Annotated in this window: 22 protein-coding genes; all 22 read right to left on the minus strand. The window is 37.0% G+C overall.

Translation table 11 applies throughout. The features are described from left to right. Nucleotides 1–60 precede the first annotated feature (60 nt). Nucleotides 61–819 carry a flavodoxin family protein gene (locus tag GTQ34_RS00790; protein WP_166521858.1) on the minus strand — a complete coding sequence of 253 codons (759 nt, stop codon included), beginning with the start codon at nucleotides 817–819 and terminating at the stop codon, nucleotides 61–63. Between the two features lie 109 nt (nucleotides 820–928). Beyond that, on the minus strand, nucleotides 929–1,477 hold the full coding sequence (locus GTQ34_RS00795; protein ID WP_166521859.1) for a dihydrofolate reductase family protein: 549 nt from the start codon (nucleotides 1,475–1,477) through the stop codon (nucleotides 929–931). Between the two features lie 161 nt (nucleotides 1,478–1,638). Continuing rightward, the gene (locus GTQ34_RS00800) at nucleotides 1,639–2,127 is read right to left on the minus strand and encodes a DinB family protein (RefSeq protein WP_166521860.1); all 489 of its coding nucleotides are present in this window, start codon (nucleotides 2,125–2,127) and stop codon (nucleotides 1,639–1,641) included. A gap of 145 nt (nucleotides 2,128–2,272) precedes the next feature. Beyond that, a complete protein-coding gene (locus GTQ34_RS00805) occupies nucleotides 2,273–3,046 on the minus strand; it encodes a glycoside hydrolase family 16 protein (protein WP_313790397.1) in 774 nt (257 codons plus the stop codon). Nucleotides 3,047–3,077: 31 nt separating this feature from the next. Then, nucleotides 3,078–3,266 carry a hypothetical protein gene (locus GTQ34_RS00810; protein WP_166521710.1) on the minus strand — a complete coding sequence of 63 codons (189 nt, stop codon included), beginning with the start codon at nucleotides 3,264–3,266 and terminating at the stop codon, nucleotides 3,078–3,080. A 93-nt stretch (nucleotides 3,267–3,359) separates the two neighbouring features. Next, nucleotides 3,360–4,709 (minus strand): ArnT family glycosyltransferase, encoded by a 1,350-nt coding sequence (locus tag GTQ34_RS00815; RefSeq protein ID WP_235914938.1) that lies wholly within the window; start codon nucleotides 4,707–4,709, stop codon nucleotides 3,360–3,362. Between the two features lie 275 nt (nucleotides 4,710–4,984). Then, nucleotides 4,985–5,854 carry a hypothetical protein gene (locus tag GTQ34_RS16695; RefSeq protein ID WP_208103802.1) on the minus strand — a complete coding sequence of 290 codons (870 nt, stop codon included), beginning with the start codon at nucleotides 5,852–5,854 and terminating at the stop codon, nucleotides 4,985–4,987. 154 nt (nucleotides 5,855–6,008) lie between these two features. Then, nucleotides 6,009–6,212 (minus strand): VOC family protein, encoded by a 204-nt coding sequence (locus GTQ34_RS16985; RefSeq protein ID WP_208103803.1) that lies wholly within the window; start codon nucleotides 6,210–6,212, stop codon nucleotides 6,009–6,011. A gap of 124 nt (nucleotides 6,213–6,336) precedes the next feature. Then, nucleotides 6,337–7,275, minus strand: coding sequence for an amidohydrolase family protein (locus tag GTQ34_RS00830; protein ID WP_166521863.1), 939 nt, complete (start codon nucleotides 7,273–7,275; stop codon nucleotides 6,337–6,339). A gap of 273 nt (nucleotides 7,276–7,548) precedes the next feature. Further along, a complete protein-coding gene (locus GTQ34_RS00835) occupies nucleotides 7,549–7,962 on the minus strand; it encodes a hypothetical protein (RefSeq protein WP_166521864.1) in 414 nt (137 codons plus the stop codon). A gap of 375 nt (nucleotides 7,963–8,337) precedes the next feature. Further along, entirely contained in the window at nucleotides 8,338–8,649 is a 312-nt protein-coding gene (locus GTQ34_RS00840; protein WP_166521865.1) for a DUF1330 domain-containing protein, read from the minus strand. Between the two features lie 79 nt (nucleotides 8,650–8,728). Continuing rightward, a complete protein-coding gene (locus tag GTQ34_RS00845; RefSeq protein ID WP_166521866.1) occupies nucleotides 8,729–9,196 on the minus strand; it encodes a carboxymuconolactone decarboxylase family protein in 468 nt (155 codons plus the stop codon). 85 nt (nucleotides 9,197–9,281) lie between these two features. Continuing rightward, a complete protein-coding gene (locus GTQ34_RS00850; RefSeq protein WP_166521867.1) occupies nucleotides 9,282–9,815 on the minus strand; it encodes a Crp/Fnr family transcriptional regulator in 534 nt (177 codons plus the stop codon). 246 nt (nucleotides 9,816–10,061) lie between these two features. After that, complete coding sequence (locus GTQ34_RS00855; RefSeq protein WP_166521868.1) at nucleotides 10,062–10,529, minus strand: VOC family protein; 468 nt, start codon at nucleotides 10,527–10,529, stop codon at nucleotides 10,062–10,064. A 129-nt stretch (nucleotides 10,530–10,658) separates the two neighbouring features. Further along, nucleotides 10,659–11,594, minus strand: a complete 936-nt coding sequence (locus GTQ34_RS00860) for an alpha/beta hydrolase (RefSeq protein ID WP_166521869.1) — start codon at nucleotides 11,592–11,594, stop codon at nucleotides 10,659–10,661. A 163-nt stretch (nucleotides 11,595–11,757) separates the two neighbouring features. Continuing rightward, on the minus strand, nucleotides 11,758–12,333 hold the full coding sequence (locus GTQ34_RS00865; RefSeq protein WP_166521870.1) for a type 1 glutamine amidotransferase family protein: 576 nt from the start codon (nucleotides 12,331–12,333) through the stop codon (nucleotides 11,758–11,760). Nucleotides 12,334–12,368: 35 nt separating this feature from the next. Then, the gene (locus GTQ34_RS00870) at nucleotides 12,369–12,935 is read right to left on the minus strand and encodes a YdeI/OmpD-associated family protein (protein ID WP_166521871.1); all 567 of its coding nucleotides are present in this window, start codon (nucleotides 12,933–12,935) and stop codon (nucleotides 12,369–12,371) included. Between the two features lie 269 nt (nucleotides 12,936–13,204). Next, nucleotides 13,205–13,633, minus strand: coding sequence for a VOC family protein (locus GTQ34_RS00875; protein ID WP_166521872.1), 429 nt, complete (start codon nucleotides 13,631–13,633; stop codon nucleotides 13,205–13,207). A 443-nt stretch (nucleotides 13,634–14,076) separates the two neighbouring features. Then, on the minus strand, nucleotides 14,077–14,475 hold the full coding sequence (locus tag GTQ34_RS00880; RefSeq protein ID WP_166521873.1) for a hypothetical protein: 399 nt from the start codon (nucleotides 14,473–14,475) through the stop codon (nucleotides 14,077–14,079). A gap of 192 nt (nucleotides 14,476–14,667) precedes the next feature. Further along, the gene (locus GTQ34_RS00885; RefSeq protein ID WP_166521874.1) at nucleotides 14,668–15,006 is read right to left on the minus strand and encodes a carboxypeptidase-like regulatory domain-containing protein; all 339 of its coding nucleotides are present in this window, start codon (nucleotides 15,004–15,006) and stop codon (nucleotides 14,668–14,670) included. A 244-nt stretch (nucleotides 15,007–15,250) separates the two neighbouring features. Then, nucleotides 15,251–16,216 (minus strand): tetratricopeptide repeat protein, encoded by a 966-nt coding sequence (locus GTQ34_RS00890; RefSeq protein WP_166521875.1) that lies wholly within the window; start codon nucleotides 16,214–16,216, stop codon nucleotides 15,251–15,253. A gap of 260 nt (nucleotides 16,217–16,476) precedes the next feature. Beyond that, entirely contained in the window at nucleotides 16,477–16,833 is a 357-nt protein-coding gene (locus GTQ34_RS00895) for a hypothetical protein (protein ID WP_166521876.1), read from the minus strand. Nucleotides 16,834–17,035 lie beyond the last annotated feature (202 nt).

The following is a 17,035-nucleotide window of genomic DNA, read 5'->3' on the forward strand; positions in this document are numbered from 1 at the left end:
TGTGCTAAATTCCTTTGAAAATTAGGAACAATAGGCTGTACACTTTGTTAACGGCACTTATTATCTTTTGTGCTCAGGGCTATCAAATCCGGCTTTGCACCCAGCTTGCCATTCATCAGGTTGATTGCCATACGCCGGAACGCCTCCATTGTCTTTGAGCATTCGAGCTAGATGTAGGCAGTTCCAAACCAAAAATGTAGTGTTTCTATTAGTGAAATCATTTTCAGGACCACCAGAGCCCTCATCCCTATAAGATGGTCCAGGTCCAGCTTCTCCCATCCAACCGGCATCGGCTTGAGGGGGGATTGTGTAGCCAATGTGCGACAATGAGAAAAGAATGTTCATTGCACAGTGCTTTACGCCATCTTCATTTCCCGTAATCAGAGTGGCCCCAACCTTGCCATAGTCTCTATATTGTCCTTTTTCGTTGAATTGATGTGTGTAGCCATACATTCTTTCCAAAGTTCGGTTACAAACCGATGATTTTTCTCCCAACCAAACAGAGGTACACAAAATTAGAATATCGCAAGCGTCCACTTCCTTTTGGATAATTGGCCAATCATCCTTGTCCCATTCAGGAGTTTTTGACATATCCAATCCCAGCCCTGCCGGAATATCATAATCCACGGGCCTAATAATTTTTGTGCTTGCTCCATTGGCCTCAAATATTTTTTGAGCAACGTTTATCAGACCTTCAGTATGGGAAAGAACCGGTGTTCTGTTGAGAGTGCAATTTAGAAATAGCACCTTCAAATCATCGTATTTTGCAGGTGGGTTTTCACAATGCCTCTCGGTCATACTTTTTAATTGTTCGCTCATATTATTCTGTTTTGTTTGCCTACTCTGGATTGGTTTTCGGCTTTGCCCATAAAATTTTTAGATTGCCAGATAACGCTCTCAACAAATGGTGGTTTCAATACCTTTATTCCTATCTTATCTCATACCATAGTTCGACCATTCCATCCTTGAAGGCTGTAACATCTTTTAAATGCAACAACTGTTCTTTCCCAATATAATCAAAGAAAAGGGTTCCGTTCCCTAAAATAATCGGTATGATTGTTATGTTTATGCTATCTGCCAATCCTAGTCTTAGAAATTCTTTCGTAAGCATAGCTCCTCCGACCATCCAAATGTTGCTATATCTAGGTCTTACATTGTTGGCCACAATTTTGGCCAAGTCGCCAGATAGAAATTGAACAGTTTTTTTGTCTGATATTAAATCTCTATTGGTCAAAACGAAAACGGGAGTATCTCCATAGGGCCAACCAAGTTTAACTGCGTGTTCGTAGGTACGTGAACCCATTACATAACAGTCTATTGATTCAAGGAAATTGGAAACATACTCTTTGGTCAGCTCAATTCCTTTATTGTAGCTATCTGTTGAATGCATCCAAGAAACACTTCCGTCTTTCTTGGCGATAAAACCATCAAGACTGGAAACCATATGAATTGTAATTTTTGAATTTTCAGGCTTCATTTCTCAAATTGTGATGCTCGGTCTCGGGCACAATTTTGCTGTGACGACTTCTGCAATGCAACAATCGAGAAGGTGCGTTGGCAAAGTAGGACAGTTTTGCCGAAATCTATTTTTTTGATCACTACTTTAATTTTTTGATTTTGTGCCATTGCTGGCGACTGCTATTTCATGTTCAGATACTTTATCACAATCCCTATCTGGCCCAAATGATATGCATCGTGCTGTATCATTCCATTCAGCAACCAGTTGTATGTGTATAAGCCTTTGAAGTCAGTATCATAGTATTGTTCAGCAAGAAAGTCATCATTTTTGGAATGCAACAGTTCTATTAGATCAGATAGCGTTTTGTCGTAGGAGGATTTGATTTTTTTCCAGCCGACAACTTTGAGTTTATCGTTGGTCAACCAATTTTCTTCGCAATCATCGGTACAGCTTCCCTCACCTGTTCTAATTTTTAAAATTGCTTCACTGCGCCAAAGTGTCAAATGGGAAATTATCTCAGCAACACTGTGCAAATCCTTAATGGGTCTTTCAAAGTATTCATTTTCATCCACTTGTTTTAACCTGTTCAAAAAAGTACTCCCAATCCAAGGTTTTCCGTATTGGATATCTTCTAATTGATAAATTATATTTTGAATAGCACTGTTCATGCAATTATTATTAGTGGTCTCATATAATCTGTGCCTTGTTGTACGTCCGTTTTATGGCAATATATTTAAAGAGACCTTTTTATTGGAGTGACTGGCAGTCAGTTGGTCTTTTTGTCTCCAAATTCTGGTACTGTTCGGATAGTGATCATTTCTTATACTCATGCTTTACCCAGTCTACTTCCATGACCCACTCACCCGTCATCGGTGAGTCCGTGATTTTGGCGTAGTTTAAAATGGCAAACATGGGTTCTGGATAATTATCACCTTCACCAACATTTCGATATACTTCTTTACCATCCAGGCGATACACCAGGTCACTGCCCTGCCATTCTACTGAGTATTCGTGAAATTCATTGAGCGTTGCATCAATATTGGTGCGATAGTTCATCCAATCTGCTTTATCGCATTCCCCCAAGCTTTTTATAGCTCCTGTCGTAAATTTGTTCGCTAAGTGATCTCCGTGGTGTTCAAAAATATCAATCTCACCAGACCCGGTCAACGGCCAACAAATGTTTTCATCAGCCTCCTGTACTGGGGGCTCATTGTTTTGTGCGCCCAATATCCACCAGGCTGGAAACATACTGGGTTCGCCATTGCCCCACAGTTTTAATCGAGCTGTCCATTTACCTTTAATGAATTCCCTCCGGTTCTTTGATGCTATGCGGCCAGCAACGTACTCGGTATCGGGATGTTGATTACCGTGTTTATCCATATTATCGCAGGGGCGTTTCTCGCCAATATTGACCACTTTCAATTTTAGTGTGCCATCACTAACCTCCCGTGTTCCGAATTCATTATCGGGCACGTAGCAATGGTTCTCATTATTTACCCAAATTCGTTGGTCCTGCCAATTGTCGGGATTGAATGTTTCGAAATCATCAAAGAAATCAACCTCCCAGGTATTTGTTGTCTTCTCCACTTTATTGTCTTTTTTGCTGCCATCCTTGCAGCTAAAGAGTAGTAGTAAAGATAAGAATGCGAGAAAGGTGAAAATCCGTTTCATATTTTTTACCATTAATAAGGTTGAAGTTAGTTAAAATTTGTAATGGGTTATAAACAATATCTTGCAAAAACCCCCGAATAATAGGTTTATCCATTTTCATGGAAATATCCACAATTGACACATTGGTCTTTTTCATTTTCCGTATTTGGTTGATATTTTAAGTACTAGCACAATGTTTGGTATAAAATGGGTTCGCAATGCATATTACCCATCGTTACCTACTGATTTTTTAGTCGAATATATGTTCTTCATAATCTTTCCACCATTTTTCAATATCAATCTTTGGCTTTCTACAAATGTAAAGGGGAATTCCGTTTTCTTCCCCAATTGCATATTTGTGAGTTATTATTTTTACCAATTCCATTTCTTCAAAAACATATTCCACAGATGGTTTTTCATTACCCAAACTGATCCAAACATCGGCATCTTTATTTCCGTAACCCCAAATCCAAAAACTCCCATGCCTACTGATTGGGTTTGGTAAATCGTATTTTTTTCCCAGTATTTTGAGAGCTCCTGCCTCCCCATAATTTTCCGCCCATAAAACACAGTTGTTTTTTTCTTCAAGGCTCAAGGATTGGTACACACTATCCACTAATTTTACTTGTTCTTCCCAGCCAAACATATCGGCGTAATCCCCAGTGAGTTCTATGCGTCCGTTTTTCTCCTCTAAGCCTTTGTATTCCACAAATTTTTCAATGTCAAGCACTGGAGTGGCTTCTGGGATAAAATAGATGGAGGGTATGAGCAAAATAAATCCGAATATGTAAATGAGTGATGGTTTTCTAGAAAGCAAAGCTTCTATTTTAACGGCTCCGCTTGCAAAAAGAACAGGGTAAGCAGCAAAAAAATAATAGGCTTTGGAATTTAGGATCCACATGGTGGAAAATATTACCAGCGTTGCAATTCCAATGACTTTGTACTTTTTCAGGTTTTTGCCGACGAGGAGCGCGATTACACCCAAAATGCTGATAACCAATGTAAACGGAAAGTATAATTGTACCAGGGCAAATTCCATCGGATGAATTCCAGACAATTGTTTTTGACTCAATACTTCCAAATGCTTCAAAATCGGAAAGCCGTTTTGAGCTTGCCAGAGTATATTTGGTAAGAAAATTAAGAGCGCAATGCATGCCGAAACGTATAGCCATTTGTTCTTGAATAATTTTCCTTTTTGATAGAAGAACAAACCAATAAAAATCCCAAATGCCCAAACCAATATGGTGTATTTGTTCATTAGGCCCAGCCCCAGGGATATTCCCAAAAAAAGTAGAAACTTTTTGTCTTGTGAGTTTATGAATCTGATCAGGTAGTAAAACCCCAGTGTCCAGAAAAATTGGTCAAACGCAACAGGCTGGAATAGTGTATGATTTCGGAAAAAGGGCCAGAAGGCCAGTATACAGATACCCGAAAGTAAAATAGCTTTGGACTTACCGCCCAACTCTTTGGCCATCAAACAACATAAGACAAGAATCCCTACACCTGCAAGCGTAGGGAAAAGTCGCATTCCCAAAAGCGAATAATCGAATACCAAATAGGATATTTTTCCAATTAAACCTATGAGGGGCGGAAATTCCATAAATCCCCAATTTAGATGCTCGCTAACGGATAAATGAAGTAATTCGTCACGATGGAACCCGTAATTTCGATTTCCAAACCATTGAATTGTTAATTTGATACTGGATAAAATCAGAATTATTGGTAAATATGTTTTCACTGGTTTTTCTGCTTGCAGGTAACGGCTTCGGCTATGAGCATTAGCTTCCTGGAGGGCTGTATTGCTTATAGGTTTGGTAGTGCTGTCTTTTTATCAATATAATCTAACTATTTGTTGATCAGAATAATATAGGACGGTTATGAGACTTTGTCAGCAACTATTGTCAACCCAGGTTCTGAGACTGTCAATGATTTGATGGTTTCATTCTGCATCTGAAAAGTAATGATTACTGAAGGGGCACCATTATAGGTAAATTTATTATCTCCGATTTTATAAAGAGCTCCTCCAAATCCTCCTATTGGTCCTAAAGAAAGCAATTTCCTCATATTTATATCAATAGTAAAACCGTCTTGTTCGCCTTCACCATACTTGTAATTTCCCAGATATTTTTTTTGTTCTTGTGAATTTACATCTAAGTATTGTTCGCCACCTGCATCTCCCAACGATTCCAAATATTCGATAGTTAACCGTAAATCATTGATCTCCTTTTCAGTCATTTTATCCTTCATTCTTTCTCCAGCATATGCATGGTCCAATAAGCTGATACCATGGGGCCCTGTGCTCCGTTGTATACCGGGTGTAGATTTAACAACAGACTTTATTACATGAAATGCACCCAGCATTGCAAAAGTAAAAATTGTGGGTCTAGCACCTTTGCTTATCAGGTACATAGCGATATCTCTTCTGCCTACATGAGATGCGGCACCTATGGCTGATTCGAAATCACCAAAACGCCATTCCCATACAGACCTTGAAAGCTCAGGCCTTTTTTCTACAATTTCTTTCACACGGTCCAAGTCAAAATGGGATTTACCCACGACCTCTGCTATTATCTCAGGATCAATATTTGGAAAGTGTTCAGGAATATCTTCATCATTTGATGGCCTATTTGACCAAATTAGATCATTGTTGGCAAGTGCCAACCCAGGAAGGGACAGACCCATAAAAGTTAAAGAGTAGGCCTTTAAAGCCGTTCTTCTGTCTATCTGATTATTTGTTCTTTCCATTTCCATTATTTTTTAAACGCCATTATGGTCTCGGCTATGAATAGTTGCGAGGATTTTCAGAACTAGGCGAGAATAAGCAATTACCCATGACCATTGTCGGCGGTTCGTTTTTTTTATTGTAAGTTCAATTGCCAAGAAATACCAAATTGGTCAATTACCCAACCAAAATTTTGGCTGGAACATTGTTGTTTAAAGATATAGTAACATTATCGTTTTCAGAGAATTTTGAAAATAGTCTTTCAAGTTTATTTTCACATTCAATATAGTTCGAAATGGCAGGTGTAAAATCCCAATTGTGAACAGGAGGACTGTCGCTGCACATAAATAGGTTTCCGTTTAATTCAAATGTGGCTTGCATAATTCTTCCTTCAATTATGGTTATTCATCTTCTTGTTGTCCTTTAAAATGACCGTCAACGGTTCGGTATAGACGAACGTTTCAATGCTGCCTATACATTGTTGGCATCAGAATTAATGCATCCATCATTTTTGGTGACTTGATATCACCTCGGGGGAAAGCTCCAAAAAGCGGGCGGCATTATTATAGAGTATGTCTCTTTTTTCGCTTTCTGTAAGGAATGGTGCTTCTTTAACTGTTTTAACCGCAATGGAAATGGCTCCCGGCCACATCATCTGATCAGATCCAAACATAATGCGCTTGCCAAAACCGGCATCCATAAGCTGCTTTAGGGTTGAATAAAAGGCTTCTATGGGCAATGCCCAAGTCAACACACCAATATCAGTGTATAGCTTGGGGTAGACATACATCATAGCAATTGTTTCCTGGATATAAGGATAACCGGCATGGGCTAAAAAAGCCTTTAGATTGGGATGTTTGACCAATACTGGTTCAAATAGGGTTGGTTTTCCAAGGGTTGTTCTGAATTTTGGTGCAAAGCTGTGTGGTCCTCCCGGAGGACCTAATCCTGTATGTAAACATACCGGTATGCCATTCTCTTCAGCTATTTTGTAATAGGGGGCCATGGTTGGAACATCAGGTGATAACCCAAAGTATTGGAGTCCCAGCTCGCCTAAAATGTCCACTTCCCCCTTTTCGAAGAGAATCTTTAGGGAATCTGGAGACAGGATCGGTCGACCAAGTTCATCGGTTTGAATTCCGGTCAAAATTAATTCAGGTGCGTTGGTTTTCCATTTTTTAAGTGCTTCTAAGCTTGTACTGCTGATTACACCAAGCTTTATGTTGTTTTTTTCCATTTCCTCGGTGACCATCTGGAGATGCCTTTCCGAATTCTGTGGTGAAGTGAGTTCCTGTGCATATGATTCACCAGCCCAAGAAGCTTGGACATTTGGAGGAATTGAGCTATATCCGTGCAAATGGATATCGATGATTGGCTTTTTTGCTCCCTGAGAATAAACAACCACAGAAATTGTTAGAAAAAGAATAGGTAGAAGTTTTCTCATGTTAATTCATTTTTTGATGCTAACGGTTTAGCTATGAACAGTACGGGAGTAACCTTGCGTTTGCTTTCCGTCACGCACATAGCGGATCTTTTGGTTTTCTTTTTTTTCACACTAAGAAGCAAAATCCAAAAGATTTTACGGACTTCATAAAAATACGCAAACCTTTCATTTGAGCCCGAAGCCCGTATTGTTTATAGGTTGTGTTGTCATTGGTTTTTCTTCCACGTTGCCAATTAGATTTCTAGCTCCGTTCATTTTGAATCCAATTTTTATTCAGTCAAACGCCATTAAGTCTGGTTCCAGAAATTCCATTTTTGCTCTTTCCGAATTATATATATCAAATCCGTAATGGCAGGAAATCAAGTCTTTGAAATTCGTTTTCAAACGTGGGAATTCAGTAATAAAGTCCTTAAAATTATTCGACTTTGATTTTAACTTAAAATGATAAACTGCTTTAATCGCAGCTATTGTCAAAGTCATATTGTACTTGTCATTGGCTCCAACGGATTTTACGAATTTTTGCAGATGGACTGGTATATATTTTTCCGCTCCTTCAATTCCATACTGGTCAATACAGATCCACGCCAACCTTAGATGAGCCTCATGAGAAAAGTCCGATGGATTTAATTGGCAGTTTATGAACCGTTTTTCAAATTCTTGGTCGGAAAGTTCGAAATGTTTTTCCATATTTCGGTTTTTTCAAAATTAATGACGACTGCCCCACGGCTTTAGTAGCCATTAGGCGCTGATTCGCTATAGCCTTGGTTAGGCAAGGTACCGAGCCAGCGGTTGTGAGGGCCTGTTCTTGGGTATTAAATATAAGGTTATTCTTGGCGAATCTGCAGTCGTACTGTGGGCCTTTAGGAAAAATAGTTAAAGGATGGAAGATCACGAAGTGATCTGGCTTGAACGACCAAAGGTATTTTTGCTAACGGTTGGTATAAGAGCAGTACGGATCAAATTGCTCGTATTTTAAATAGCAATGTACCCTAATTAAAAGTAATAACAGTTTGAATTTATGCCCAAACCGCTATTACTATTATACCTTTTTGTGTTTTCGTTTTATTTAAACTCATCAGCAAATAATATATTTATTTCTGAAAAACCATTGTCACGATATGGTATGATTGACTTGTATTCATCACTTTTAAAAAGATTTATTAGATTCTGTTTATTTGGGAAGTCCATTATAAGAAGAAACTCACCTGGACTTTTTCCAAAGAATACATCACTTATTTTATTTCTTTTTATAACCCTACCTTCGATAGACAATAGCATAGGCATCACTTTTTCAACATAGGTTTGAAGAGCAACCAGATCATCAGGATTTGCTTTTGATGTGACTATCAATGTGGTTTTTTTATTTACATCCATGGTCTCCCTCTTTTGAGATATTGATTTGATTGATAATAGAATAAAGGATAGGCACACTAATAAATGAATACTTGGATTATTACTGAGCTGTTTCATATCCTTGAACTTTATGGTTTCCTGGAATGAATTTGAAGGTCTTCATAAGACGTGTCCAGGTATTGATTTGTGCTATAGCCAAGGTTAGATAACATATTTCCTCTTTTGTAAAAAATGTTGTTAATGGGTAATATATATCTTCAGGAATGGACTCTCTTGATAATTTGGTGAGACTATCGGTAAAGCTTAATACGGCAATTTCCTTATCGGTGAAGTATGGTGTTTCTTGCCATACACATAGCGATGATAAACGCAGATCTGTTTCGTTTAGATGTTGTAATTCTTTGTGATGCATATCTACACAATAAGCACAGCCATTTTTTTGAGCCACTCTTAGTCTAATAAGTTCCAAAAGATGTATACCTAGCGTAGAGTTATTGATGAAATTTTCTGTTTCCATTAAACTTTCGAACATCCCTTCGGGAATGTCTTGATAGCTAATTCGTTCCATTATTTTATTGTTTGAATTGTTAATTATGAAGCAAATTTATTAGCCTTCAAGCCGAATTTCATTAAGATATCTTAAGAACGAATTACTAATGTGTTTTTCGTAGTTCACTTAGATATTCAGGAGTAATATCTAGATAAGAGGCAATCATATATTGTGGAACTCTTTGAGTAAAGTTGGGAATGGATTTTATGAGTCCAAAGTAACGGTCTTTGCTAGAGGCTTTCATGTAAAAATGGCTATTTCTTTGCTGTGCAATCAACCAATTCTCAGTTATAATTCTAAAAAGCCTTTCAATCTTAGGCAATTTGTCATATGTTGAATCAAGAATATCCTTTCTGATAGATAAGGTAGTAGTTGGCTCTAAAGCTTGAATGTTAACAGAGGAGGGCTTTTGTTTTATGAAGCTATCCATATTTGTGACCCACCAATTTTCTATTCCGAATTGAACTATCTTTTCCGTTCCTGAATCATCAAAGTAGAAGGTTCGCACCAAGCATTCAATAATAAAGTAATGGTGGTTACATAATTGGCCTGATTGTAAGAGGTACTCTTTTTTCTTAAATGTATTCTCTTCTAATAATGAACAGAAATACTCAAACTCAGAATCTTCTAAAGACACATACCGGTCAATATATTTTTTTAGACTTTCGATGAGTTAAGATTTTATAGTTTGCTTCGAATGAAAAACAACGATATTGTATATGATTTGTGGCGACTGGCCGCTAGCGCCGGCGCACTGCTACAGCGGAGTGTAGTGTATGTGCCCTAGGGAAGCCCTGGAAAGCCGCTCAACGTTTTTATCAGTTAATCCAAGTTAGTCATTTTTGTGGGAATTCAAATTCACTTAACTAGCTACCGCCGTGAATTATATACGTTGTTGTGCACTGGCATTTGTCCAACATTGTAATTCAATGAGATTTCCTTCAGGGTCCCTCGCATAAGTGAATGTGATTTCTCCAACGCCAATTATTTCCTTTTTCACGATTTCTCCAAAAGATGTTCCTCCATTAGATATTAATTTTTCAAGAGTACGTTCCACATTTTCAACTTCAAAGGCAATATGTCCAAAGCCTCGTCTATTTGGAGGTGTAAAATCTTGGGTTATGATTTCGCTATACTGATAGATTTCAAGTGTTGGTCCACTTTCTCCATATCCTGGCAACAACAAATGTGCTCCTTCAAGTGTCGCATTTTTAACTCCGGTTCCTTTCTCCAACCATTTTCCAGTTTGATTTCGGATAGGGGGTACTATTTTGCAATTAAATGTTTCGACGTAAAAAGCAACAAGATTTTTCCAGTTAGTGCTTATTATGTTTGTATGAATAAATTTCATCAAAGACTATTTCTTTTAGGCTTGCGCACAAAGGCCTCACGGCTATGGCGAGTAGTGGTGCAAGCTCAGCTTGCAATAGCTATGGAAGCCATTAGACGCTGATTCGCTATGGCCTTTGTTAGGCAAAGTTTATTTAAGGTATTTCGATATCCATGTTGCGGCACTGGTCGTCCATTCATCAGGTAGTTTATGACCGCTATCAAACCATTTGATTTCCTTGTTTTTGCTTTTCAAGAGGTCGTAAAGTTTTTGGCCATCAGTTTTTGAATAGTTCCTATTATCACTTTCCCCCATTAGCATAAGAAAAGATGATGTCTTAACAAATGGCGCAAAATTATAGACGGCAAGGGCTGAAAAGGGTTCCTTTAATACAGGAGTGACACTTGCTACAGCAGTATTCAACCTAGAATCGACTGCACTAAGGTTGAATACCATCATACCTCCCATACTATAACCAATTGCCCCAAAACCTGTGGAATCTATTTCTTCACGTGTTGCCAGATAATCCATGGCTCTGCGATATTCAATTACCGTTTGGACTATCATATCTCTTGCACGCATTACCCAACCTTTCTGAAAGATAAAAACATCGGCAGATTCATAATCATTGTTTAGCATTCGTTCACCATGATATTCAGCATCTAGGCTTAAAACTGCAAAACCAGAATCTATCAGCCGTTCCGTCAAGAGTCTCCCTGAATTAAAACTATTTTCTTTCCACCAGCTTTCTTTAGAATCGCCAACACCATGTAATACTAAAACACATTTGTAAGGACCATTCCCTTTTTTTGGAATGCCCAAATAACCGGGTACGCGACTATTGGCGATACCTTCAAAAACTATTTTTTCTCGAATATAATTTATGTCCTCATTTTTTTCAACGGTTCTAGCTCCTAATGGAATGCTCTTATCATAATCAAAGAAGTGATTCATAACCTTAAATGCCTCCGATTTAATCGGACTCATGATAATGGAATCACTCTCCTGAGAGGCCGTTAAACGAGGAAAGAAAAATAAGGCGATACAAAAAAATATTGTGATAGTATGGAATGCTTTAGACTTCATGATATTTTAATTTCTAATTTTGCCTAACGGTCTCGTGTATGAGTAGTAGCGGATTTTTACTCACAAATCTTTTGGTTTTTCACTGACCATTGTTTTATTTTTTTTTAACGTTTTTTCATTTAAACCGCTATTACTTAAACACATTGTTGTGTGTTCGGCTTTATCATTCACTCCATATTCCATTCTTAAACAACTGAAACCATTTTTCAATTTCAGTCTCAGATTTCAGTCTTATTTTTCTAAAAATCTCAGTCGCAAATTCAATCGGAGCAATTCCATTTGCTGTAATGATATTTTTGTCAGTTACCGCTAATTTGTTTTGATAGTTTTCTTGTCCGTTATATTCAGGAACAACTGCTTTTAAGTATCCTAAATCATTGCTTGTGTGGTGCAAGTTGTTTAAAACACCCAGCTGTCCTAAGTAAAAAGTTGCCCCACAAATTGCAGCAATTGACTTTTTATTATCAATCAGTTCTTTTACAAGATTGTCAATCATTGTTATTTCTCTTTGCTCCCAAGCTACGCCTCCAGGCAGAACCAACATGTCAATTTCTTCAGATTTCAATTCTGAAAATGAAAGATTCGGTTTCACTTCCAATCCGCCCATAGATTTTACAGGATTACCATCTTTCGAGAAGTAAACTAAGCCAAACTGCTCACTTTTGTTAATTTCAGGTGTTAAATAAGCAATCTCCCAATCAGAGAATCCATCAAATAAAAACACACAAATCTTCTTCATATTTATCTGTTTAAATTTATACAAATCTTTGGTGGCTAATAGTATTTATCAATTCCCCCAAATCCTTTAGTTATTTTGTTCTCTTTTGTCTTGCTAATAAAACTATTCAAGCGCTTTTCAAACTCATCAGGTCTTTTTCTTGCACTTTCAATATACGCAATTCTGATTCGTTTATATGGCTCAGGAAAGTTCTGATAATTTCCCCAAACAACTTTATCTACTTTTAACCTCGCTATTATATCTTCAGGGAAAACGAATTTTTGCTGAACTATTTTTAGAACTTCATTCTTAATTGAACTGTGAATTAAATTGTTTTCAAAAAGCCATTTCAAGCGTTCAATATTGGGTTGTGAGAAAGTGGAGTTCTTTCTTCGCCTGCAAAATCTCTGAATAGAAGTATTCTCATTTAACGACTTAACAGTACTGTCAATCCAACCAAAACAAAGAGCTTCTTCAACTGCATCATTATACAATATTCGTTTCTTGTTCGTTTTCTTCAACGGATACTCTAACCAAATATCATTTTCTGTCTCAAAGTTTACCTCAAGCCATTCTCTCCACTCTTTTCTATCAATGAAATATTTAGTTGTTAGTTCGTTCATTTTTCATTTCCTACTTGAAATTATGTGCGGCCTTTAGGAAAAAAATAGTTCAAGGAGGGAAGATCACGAAGTGATCTGGCTTGAACGACCGCAGGTATTTTTCCTAACGGTCTTGTATAACCGCAGTTCTCTGCGATGGTATTTTGAAGTTAGGAAGTTAAACTATTTTAAGAAGGTGATCTGAAAAGAGCTTGAATTGCGGTTATACGTTGTTGGCCGTAGTTATTTTACTTCAATAGTTTGCGTTAAATATTATATACTCACATTATTTATTCAGAAAGCACAAATTGCCACGATATTCCAAATTTGTCTTCACACCATCCATATTTCTTACCAAATCCATAATCACCTTCGCCATCGTAGTTGTCTAGAGGAACCATTATCTGACCACCATTCGCAGAAAGCTTTTCAAAAAGCGTTTGTATAACACCATCAGAATTGTCACTTATGAAAATTGAAACAGCGGGAGTAAAGGACCAAGCATGATTATAATTGCTTTCAGAAACCATGTAATCAGTTCCATTTAATGTAAATACACCATATTTAATAAGCTCAGGTGTACCACCTGCTTCGCCTTCCGAGTATTTTTTTATGCTTTTAATTTCAGAATTTGGAAAGATGTCAGTGTAAAAGTTTATTGCTTCTTCAGCCTTTCCGCACTGGTCGCCTACAAATGTTAGAAAAGTTGTTGTTCTCATTTTATTTATTCAATTTTCAATAATGGATATTTTCAGTTTTGTCTAATTACCGCCAAATGCCCCACGGCTTTGGCGAGTAGCGTTGCAGTTTCAGCTTGCATTAGCTATGGAAGCCATTAGACGCTGATTCGCTATAGCCTTGGTTAGGTTAAGTACCGGACCAGCGGTTGTGAGGGCCTGTTCTTGGGTATTAAATATAGGGTTATTCTTGCCGAATCTGCAGTCGTAGTGTGGGGCCTTTAGGAAAAAAAGTTCAAGGAGGGAAGATCACGAAGTGATTTGGCTTGAACGACCGCAGGTATTTTGCCTAACGGTCTCGGCTATGGGTAGTTACGCGGGTTAGTACTAAACTTTGCAGGTACACACCAAGTTGGAAATTCCTGTGGAATTTCCAAAGTAGGCGAGAACAAGCAATTACTTATGGCCATTGTTAGCAAAAGTGCTTATTCAATATCCTCGCTCTCAATTTGATATTTGTATTTAAAAAATCTTTTTGATGGTTCACTTGCTATCCAATAGTCATCTATGTTATAAATATTTTTCCCAGTGTCATTTTCTTTGTACACTTTAAGAATCTGTTCCGCTTGATTTTTAATAACCACAGAGTCATAATCTACAAGTGAAGGTTCAAGAAAAGTGCTGCCAATATCAAAACCTTCCTGAAAGAGTTCAATTCCCTTAGGAAGTATTTGCAAGGTTTTGCTTAAACTTTCATCTGACGAGATAAATTGAATAGTCAGAGTTTGAGATGTCAAATTTTCAATATCTGCTTCCATATCCGATACGGGGTCACAACTTGAGAAAATTAGAGCCATCATTGTCAATACAAATAGATTTTTCATATTCATTATTTTATGTGAGGCATTTTTTGCCATCGGTCCGGCTATGATTCCGTTGCGGCTGGCGGCTGGTGAGCGACGGCGCGGGCCGGTGCGATTTTCCAGCGAGCCAAGACGCGGGACGGAATCATTCCCGATTGTTTTGAGAGTTAAAATAAGAAAAGTTATTCCTTTTGACCAATCGGCAGCAATGGATCATAGCCTTTGTTGTGTGTAGTGTTTTTGCTTTTTTAAATCAATTTTTAAGTTTCTATAACCTAAATATTCTACTTCGATTTTTTTTAATTTGCCATGAAGTACATCAGATTGATAAATTCCATTTTCGTCTGTGCTTATTTTCTTTTTTTCAGTCGAACCGTTTTGTTTGATTGATAATATCAGTTTTGCGTTTGTTAGTGGTTCTTTTGTTTGGGCGTCGAAAACTTTTCCACGGACTGATTTTCCGTATTCCAATTGTGATATGTTCATTGAAATTTCCCCCATTACGATACATCCGTCCCGTCTATCAATTCCGTAATCTGGGTCTCTGTCCACGATCAGTTCGTTTGAGGGTCGATTTTCAATTATCAATTCCGAAAGTCCAGTCAGATTTTGAGTCCCTCGGCAACTGAAAATCAAAAGGATTAATATTAGTATTGTTTATCTTCGCATTGGCTTTTTCGACATTACACACAACGGTCTCGGCTATGAGTAGTTGCGTGGTTTAGCACTTTACTTTGCAAGTACGCACCAAACTGAAAATCCGCAAGGATTTTCAGAAGTAGACGAGAACAAGCAATTACTTATAGCCATTGTTGTAGGTAGTTTTTTTACAATTATTTTTTAATAATTCAATTCCTCTTTTCTGTCCAAGTTCTGATAATTCATTCCAATCTTTACAAGCTAATTCAAATTTTCCAGTTTCATAGTAAATAGCAGCTCTGTTATAAAGCGCATCTATGTTTTTTGGGTCTAACTCATAACTTTTAGTAAAGTTTTTAATAGAACTCTCATAATCTTTATTCTGATAAGACCTTATTCCTTTTTTGAAATATTCACTAGCTTTTTGAATTACTCTTGTGTCTCCACCATAAAAATGGTCTAATTGATAGAAAGAATCAGTGAAAAATTTCATTGAAATTCCACGAAATGTTTTTGTTTTTTCGTCTTTTAATACGAATGGCATTTCTAGGGTATCAAGATGTTTGAATTTATCTAAGTTCCAAAGTTTATACGATTTGTTAATCACTTTTTTAATTCTCTCAATTTTACTTGAGTCATTTGTGTTAGAGTAATTTATTAAGGTACTTATATTTTTATTTTTTAAATCTATTGTTATAACTCCTTTAGCTTTAAAGTTGCTGTGTTTTTTCTTAAAAGCTTTGTTCAGTTCAAGCATTAAACTCGAGTTTAAAGTTGGTGTATAGAATTCATTTGCAACTTGATTTTTACTTTCTCCCTTTTCCTCTTTAATTTCATTGAATAATTTTTGTTCTCTAACAAAATAGAACCTCTTTAATTTGTCGTTTTCCATTCCGTTTATTCTTTCACAGAGAATCAACGTATCATTTTTTACTCTTTCTATTTCGTATCCGGAAGTTGAAGATGTTTTGATAAAGTTTTTATTTAATGAGAATGGAAAACAAACTTCATTTACTCTATGAGTTGGATTTCCATTATTACACATTTCCAATTTTTTAAAAGTGTAATTAACATAAGAAGAGTCAGTCAAGAAACGGTCTATTAAACTACTGCCGTCTTTCATCTCAATCTTATATTTTATCCAATCTCCATTCAATTCAGAAATATTGACTTTTTGGCAATACGATTTGATTGTAATTAGAAGGAATAATAAAAGTATGTTTTTCGTCATTTTTAAATTACCTACAACGGTTCGTGTATGGCTTCGTTGCGGAAAACGTCCAACGGACTTTTCCGCTGTAGCCCGAATTTAGCGAATCAGGCTGGAATTTCTGTTTGGAAATTCCGACCGCAATGAGCTATACACAATGTTAGCATACGTATTTATTGTTTTCGTTCAAAGCGCTGTCCATTATCGAAAAGGAGAGACGTTTCGTTCAACACGCTAATTCCTATGAATTCTGACATGATATTTAGTCCAAATTTCTTATTTCGATATTCTACAACAGCTGGATAGTCGTAAGACTTGCCATTCATAGTATTTGTGCTATCTATATATTGAAAATCCATTCCGGTTATACTCAATTCATTAATGGGTTCATTTGAATTGATTTTTGCCCAATGCTCAATTTCAATTTGGTCAATTTCTGGCAATGAAAATTTATTGTGAGAAGTATTTTTGGAATTGACAAATTCCCATTTATCGGAGATTGATACCAATATGGATTTTATTGAATCCATAACTTTTTCTTCCGATAATACTTGAGGATTTGCATTGTCCTTTTTTTGACTGCAAGAACAAAGAAAAACAAGTCCGATTATCAGTACAATTTTTTTTTATCCATATGTATGCTAACGGTTTGTGTAAGGATAGTTGCGTGTGCGAGCAACTAACTTACTAAAAATGGAACGAGCCAGAGGAAAATCCGCAGGATTTTCCGAA

This window comes from Flagellimonas ochracea (genome assembly GCF_009903685.1).
Lineage (GTDB): Bacteria > Bacteroidota > Bacteroidia > Flavobacteriales > Flavobacteriaceae > Flagellimonas > Flagellimonas ochracea.

Coding starts and splice junctions, on each gene's coding strand:
- GTQ34_RS00790 (WP_166521858.1), bottom strand. CDS start 819: ATGAGCGAACAATTAAAAAGTATGACCGAGAGGCATTGTGAAAACCCA.
- GTQ34_RS00795 (WP_166521859.1), bottom strand. CDS start 1,477: ATGAAGCCTGAAAATTCAAAAATTACAATTCATATGGTTTCCAGTCTT.
- GTQ34_RS00800 (WP_166521860.1), bottom strand. CDS start 2,127: ATGAACAGTGCTATTCAAAATATAATTTATCAATTAGAAGATATCCAA.
- GTQ34_RS00810 (WP_166521710.1), bottom strand. CDS start 3,266: ATGAAAAAGACCAATGTGTCAATTGTGGATATTTCCATGAAAATGGAT.
- GTQ34_RS00815 (WP_235914938.1), bottom strand. CDS start 4,709: ATGGAATTTCCGCCCCTCATAGGTTTAATTGGAAAAATATCCTATTTG.
- GTQ34_RS16695 (WP_208103802.1), bottom strand. CDS start 5,854: ATGGAAAGAACAAATAATCAGATAGACAGAAGAACGGCTTTAAAGGCC.
- GTQ34_RS16985 (WP_208103803.1), bottom strand. CDS start 6,212: ATGCAAGCCACATTTGAATTAAACGGAAACCTATTTATGTGCAGCGAC.
- GTQ34_RS00830 (WP_166521863.1), bottom strand. CDS start 7,275: ATGAGAAAACTTCTACCTATTCTTTTTCTAACAATTTCTGTGGTTGTT.
- GTQ34_RS00835 (WP_166521864.1), bottom strand. CDS start 7,962: ATGGAAAAACATTTCGAACTTTCCGACCAAGAATTTGAAAAACGGTTC.
- GTQ34_RS00840 (WP_166521865.1), bottom strand. CDS start 8,649: ATGGATGTAAATAAAAAAACCACATTGATAGTCACATCAAAAGCAAAT.
- GTQ34_RS00845 (WP_166521866.1), bottom strand. CDS start 9,196: ATGGAACGAATTAGCTATCAAGACATTCCCGAAGGGATGTTCGAAAGT.
- GTQ34_RS00855 (WP_166521868.1), bottom strand. CDS start 10,529: ATGAAATTTATTCATACAAACATAATAAGCACTAACTGGAAAAATCTT.
- GTQ34_RS00860 (WP_166521869.1), bottom strand. CDS start 11,594: ATGAAGTCTAAAGCATTCCATACTATCACAATATTTTTTTGTATCGCC.
- GTQ34_RS00865 (WP_166521870.1), bottom strand. CDS start 12,333: ATGAAGAAGATTTGTGTGTTTTTATTTGATGGATTCTCTGATTGGGAG.
- GTQ34_RS00870 (WP_166521871.1), bottom strand. CDS start 12,935: ATGAACGAACTAACAACTAAATATTTCATTGATAGAAAAGAGTGGAGA.
- GTQ34_RS00875 (WP_166521872.1), bottom strand. CDS start 13,633: ATGAGAACAACAACTTTTCTAACATTTGTAGGCGACCAGTGCGGAAAG.
- GTQ34_RS00880 (WP_166521873.1), bottom strand. CDS start 14,475: ATGAAAAATCTATTTGTATTGACAATGATGGCTCTAATTTTCTCAAGT.
- GTQ34_RS00890 (WP_166521875.1), bottom strand. CDS start 16,216: ATGAAAGACGGCAGTAGTTTAATAGACCGTTTCTTGACTGACTCTTCT.
- GTQ34_RS00895 (WP_166521876.1), bottom strand. CDS start 16,833: ATGGATTCAATAAAATCCATATTGGTATCAATCTCCGATAAATGGGAA.